Here is a 4,743-nt window from a genome sequence, read left to right as displayed (position 1 = left end):
TCTAAAGTAGCCTTTTTAGATACAAATGTTATAAAATTATACTTTTTAGCTTCTTTCTCCGTATGTTTTCCAATACATACTGCTTTTATTTTACTATAATCTAAATTATAATGTTTTACAGAATTAACAAATCCAACTACTGTTGATGCACTTGTAAAAGTTACTATGTCATCATATTCAAATGTATAGTTTATAAAATTTGCTTTTTCGTATTTTGTTTCATATAAAGCAAAGTCTTTTACTACTACATTTTTATCTTTTAATATATTTAAAATATCCTTGCTCCCCTCTTTTGCTCTAGCAATAAGTATTTTATCATTATCTTTTATATAGTATAATAGCTTATTTGCAAGTGCTTTTCCACTATATTCTTTAGGCATAATATCTGTAAATAATCCTTTTTCTTCCAAAGCTTTTTTAGTAGCATTACCTATAACCGCCATTTTTTTATTAAATAAACTTCTTATATCTTTTTTGTATAGCTTCATATTGTAAAAAAATTGTTCCACACCCTTAGAGCTTGTAAAAACTATATAGTTATAATCTAAATTATTAAATAATTCTTTTGTTTCATCATTTTGTATAGGTATAGTTTTTATAGTAGGTAAATCTATTACCTCTGCTCCACTATCCCTGAGCATATTACAAAAACTAGAGTTTATATCTTTAGGTCTTGTTACCAAAACCCTTGTATATGCTAAAGGTAAATACTTTCTCCAATCAAATTTTTCTGATAAATTACACACTTTCCCTACTATTATTATAGCAGGTGTTTTAACTTGTTCTTCTATAGATTTTTCATAAATATTACTAAGTGTTCCTTTTATATTTCTTTGCTTAGTTGTAGTTCCTCTTTCTAATATACATACAGGCATATCCCTATCCATACCAAAATTTATAAGTCCATTACATATATTGTTTAAAGCTGATACTCCCATTAAAAACACAAGTGTTCCATTTAATTTTACAAGAGCTTTAAAATCTATATTAATGTTATTATCTTTGCTATGACCTGTTATAATGTGTAAAGAGCTTACAAAATCTCTATGAGTAACAGGTATCCCATTATAAGATGGCACTGCTATTGCAGAAGTAACACCATTTATAACTTCAAATGGTATATTGTTTTTTTCTAAAAGCTCTAGTTCTTCTCCACCTCTACCAAATAAAAATGGGTCACCCCCTTTTAACCTTACAACATTTTTTCCATCTAAAGCATATTTTAATAACAAATTGTTTATTTCTTCTTGGGGTATAGTATGATTGTTAGCACATTTACCTACATCTATTAATGTAGCATCTTCTCTAGCAAGATTTATTATACTATGAGATACAAGCCTATCATAAAGTATAATATCTGCCCTTTCTACAATATTTTTACCTTTTATAGTTAGTAGTCCAAAATCTGAAGGACCTGCTCCTACAAGCCAAACTTTACCTATTTTCATTTATTATCACCTTAAATTCTTTAGCTAAATCTATTCCTATTTTTTCATAGTCTTCTATTTTACCTATTTTTTCTTTTAAGATATAATTGCTATCATCAGCATAAAATCCTTTTAATAGTATTTCATTATTCTTTATTGTAGCAAAAGCACATATTGGTAAGCTACACCCACCGTTTAATTCCCTAACAAATGCACGTTCACATTTTGCCTCATATTCTGTATTCTTATCATTTAAAAATTCTAAAAAGGAATAATCTTGTCCTTTTTTACCTTGTATAGCTATTATACCTTGCCCACAAGCAGGCAATATCTCATCACTATTAAATACCTTAAATATTCTATCTTCAAGGTTTAACCTTTTTATACCCGCATATGCTAAAACAAGGGCAGAATATTCTCCACTATCTAATTTTTCAAGCCTCGTTTGTATATTTCCTCTTATAGGCTTAAACATATACCCTTTATATATTTTTTCAAGTTGAAAACTTCTTCTTTTACTACTTGTACCTATTGGCTTTTTAATATCTATATTATTATGATTTTTAGGCAATATCAAAACATCTAAAGGATTTTCTCTTTTTAAATAAGCAATTATAGGTAAGTTTTCATCTATATCCACTGGCATATCTTTTAAACTATGTATGGAAATATCTGTTTTATTTTCTATTAAAGCACTGTCTAGCTCTTTTATAAATAAACCTTTACCACCTATTTTATCTAATGTCTTATTAAGTATAATATCCCCTGTTGTTTTCATAGTTAAAAGCTCTATATCTATGTTTTTATAATGCTTTTTTAATTGCCTTATTACTATGTTAGATTGTTCTACTGCAAGTTTACTTTCTCTACTTCCTATTTTTATCTTCAAATTTTATCATCCTTTTTGTATAAAAAATTTTTTAGTATACTTATTATATTTTTAGTTAATTTATAGTTTTTTCCATTACTACATACACCTATCGTATAATCTTCTTTATAAATAACACCAGGAAATAAAAAATCACATTTATATTTATCACTAGCTGTATTAACTATAATATTTTTTTCTTTACAATCTATATATATTTTATTATTTATATCGCTATTGTCTGTAATAGCAAATACTATAAAAGCATTTTTTAAATAATGTATATTATAACTATCTTTTATTATATTTAATTTTTTATACCCTATGTTATAAAAATCTTGTAATATATTTGGTGCTACAATAGTTATATTGCATCCTGTTTTTATTAAAGATTTAACACGCCTTATAGCTATTTTACCAGCTCCAAATATAACTATATTTTTATCTTTTAAATTTACAAACATAGGAAAATATGAAAAGTCACTATCCATTATATATCCTCATTTAAGTAATTTTTTTCTAATATATTCATAAAATTTTTAAAATCTCTAGGTTTCATATTATCTCTTAAACAAAATATTAATTTTTCTATAGATTTTTTAGATGACTTCTCCACAATATTTTTAGTATTATCATCTACTAGCTTGTTAATACGTAAAATTGTATCATCTGCTACTTTTTGGCTTATTTCAAAGATATTGGTTATTAAGTCTTTATTATAATACCATTTATAAAAATTATCTATATATTCATTTAAAATCTCCTTAGTTCTTTCTATAGTTTCATTAAAACTATTAATTTCATTTTCTTCTATTTGAAAATCATCTATATTAAACCCTATTGTACCTTTTATACTAAATATTTTTTCATCTATATCTCTAGGAACTGCCAAATCTATAAAAACTACTTTTTCTTTTAATTTTACTTTTACTACATCTTCATACTTTAACATATACCTATTAGTAGATGTTGTAGATATAACTATATCAAACTTAGGTAATACTTCTACTCTGTCAGAAAAATTTATTATATTTACACCAACAGGTATAACTACGTCGCCTTTGTGATGTTGCCTTAAAGTCATTGTAACATTAGCACCATTTTTTATAAAAATTTCACTAGCAAGTCTTCCCATCTCACCATTTCCTATTATTAAACAGCTTTTATCTTTCACATTTATGTTAAGTTTTTCTAATTTTTTTATAACGCTATCTACAACAGAAAAAGAGCCTTTTTTAAATTTTATCTGTGTTTTAATCTTTTTACTAGCAGTAATAGCATTTCTAAATAAAACATCTAATGTTGTATTTAAAAAATCACTTTCTCGAGATATCTCTACTGCATTTTTTACTTGTGTAATAATCTGGTCCTCACCCAATATTTTAGATTTTAATCCAGATGATACCATAAAAAGATGTTCTATTGCTTCTTTATCTTCCCTATAAGTAAAATATTTTTTGTATTCATATAAGTTTATATTTTTAAATTTACATAAAATACTATCTATTTCATTTTCCAATTTATCTTTATAGCTTATCCATATTTCTGTTCTATTGCAAGTAGACAAAACTACCCCACCTAGTATATTTTCTTCTTGTTTTAAAATATTTAAAAATTCTATATTTCTAACAGTACTAAAAGCAACTTTTTCTCTATATTGTAAAGGTGATTTACTATGGTCTATACCTATCATCTTTATTTGCATATAACCACCCCTTATTATTGGTCATCATTTTCTATTTTTTCTTTTATCTTATTCCAAATTTCATCTTTTCCTATTTCTTTTAAAACATTGTATTTTTCCTTTTTATTTAATATTTCAAAATTACAAATATCTTTATAGTTACAATATTCACAGCCTGTATCTCCCTTATACCTATAAGGATATACTTTTATGTTTCCTGTTATTATATCATTTCCTATCTCTTTTGTTACTATATTAGATAATAATAATAAATTTTTAAAATTTTCCATAGAAATAGTTTCACTAGATGTAATACCTTTTATTTTCTTATTGTCTTCATTTTTGTTAAAACCTTTTATTACATTTTCATCTTTAGCCACAATACCCTTTAAGTCAAACTTGCTTTGAAATTTATCTTTATTATAATCACCTTCTACCATATCTTCTTTAACTTGAAAATAAAAAGCTCCAGCAGGTAATATTTCTTTATTCAATATATTTTCTTCTATTTTTATAAATGTATCTAAATACATAAGTATTTGTAACTGTAAACCATAATAAACTTTATCTACACTTAACTTCTTATCAGAAGATTTATAATCCAATATTTTTATATATTCTTTGTCATCTATATAAAGTTTATCTACACGGTCTATTTTCCCTTTCAATATCATTTCATAATTATTTTTTAAAGGTATTTTTATATTATTGTATACATTACTATTTTTATTTATATTATTAAAATCTATCTCAAAATATTTAGG

Annotated in this window: 5 protein-coding genes; all 5 read right to left on the bottom strand. The window is 24.7% G+C overall.

The features are described from left to right. The coding region (cobA, locus tag R5Z65_RS09510; RefSeq protein WP_317368756.1) for a uroporphyrinogen-III C-methyltransferase at positions 1-1,448 on the bottom strand (1,448 nt) is incomplete at its 3' end. Beyond that, entirely contained in the window at positions 1,435-2,316 is an 882-nt protein-coding gene (gene hemC / locus R5Z65_RS09505) for a hydroxymethylbilane synthase (RefSeq protein ID WP_317368755.1), read from the bottom strand. The genes hemC and cobA, both read right to left, overlap by 14 nt. Next, positions 2,313-2,786: a bifunctional precorrin-2 dehydrogenase/sirohydrochlorin ferrochelatase gene (locus R5Z65_RS09500; protein ID WP_317368754.1), complete on the bottom strand. Its 474-nt coding sequence runs from the start codon at positions 2,784-2,786 to the stop codon at positions 2,313-2,315. The genes hemC and R5Z65_RS09500 overlap by 4 nt, the downstream gene beginning before the upstream one ends. After that, positions 2,786-4,000: a glutamyl-tRNA reductase gene (gene hemA, locus R5Z65_RS09495; RefSeq protein ID WP_317368753.1), complete on the bottom strand. Its 1,215-nt coding sequence runs from the start codon at positions 3,998-4,000 to the stop codon at positions 2,786-2,788. The genes R5Z65_RS09500 and hemA overlap by 1 nt, the downstream gene beginning before the upstream one ends. 14 nt (positions 4,001-4,014) lie before the next feature. Beyond that, positions 4,015-4,743 (bottom strand): PD-(D/E)XK nuclease family protein (locus tag R5Z65_RS09490; RefSeq protein ID WP_317368752.1); only part of this gene is annotated, 729 nt, incomplete at its 5' end.

It is taken from the genome of uncultured Tyzzerella sp., from assembly GCF_963558545.1.
GTDB lineage: Bacteria > Bacillota > Clostridia > Lachnospirales > CAG-274 > Tyzzerella.
Note: the sequence above shows the minus strand (reverse complement) of the source record. Positions and strands in the feature narration are given on the sequence as shown.

Coding starts and splice junctions, on each gene's coding strand:
- R5Z65_RS09500 (WP_317368754.1), bottom strand. CDS start 2,786: ATGGATAGTGACTTTTCATATTTTCCTATGTTTGTAAATTTAAAAGAT.
- hemA (WP_317368753.1), bottom strand. CDS start 4,000: ATGCAAATAAAGATGATAGGTATAGACCATAGTAAATCACCTTTACAA.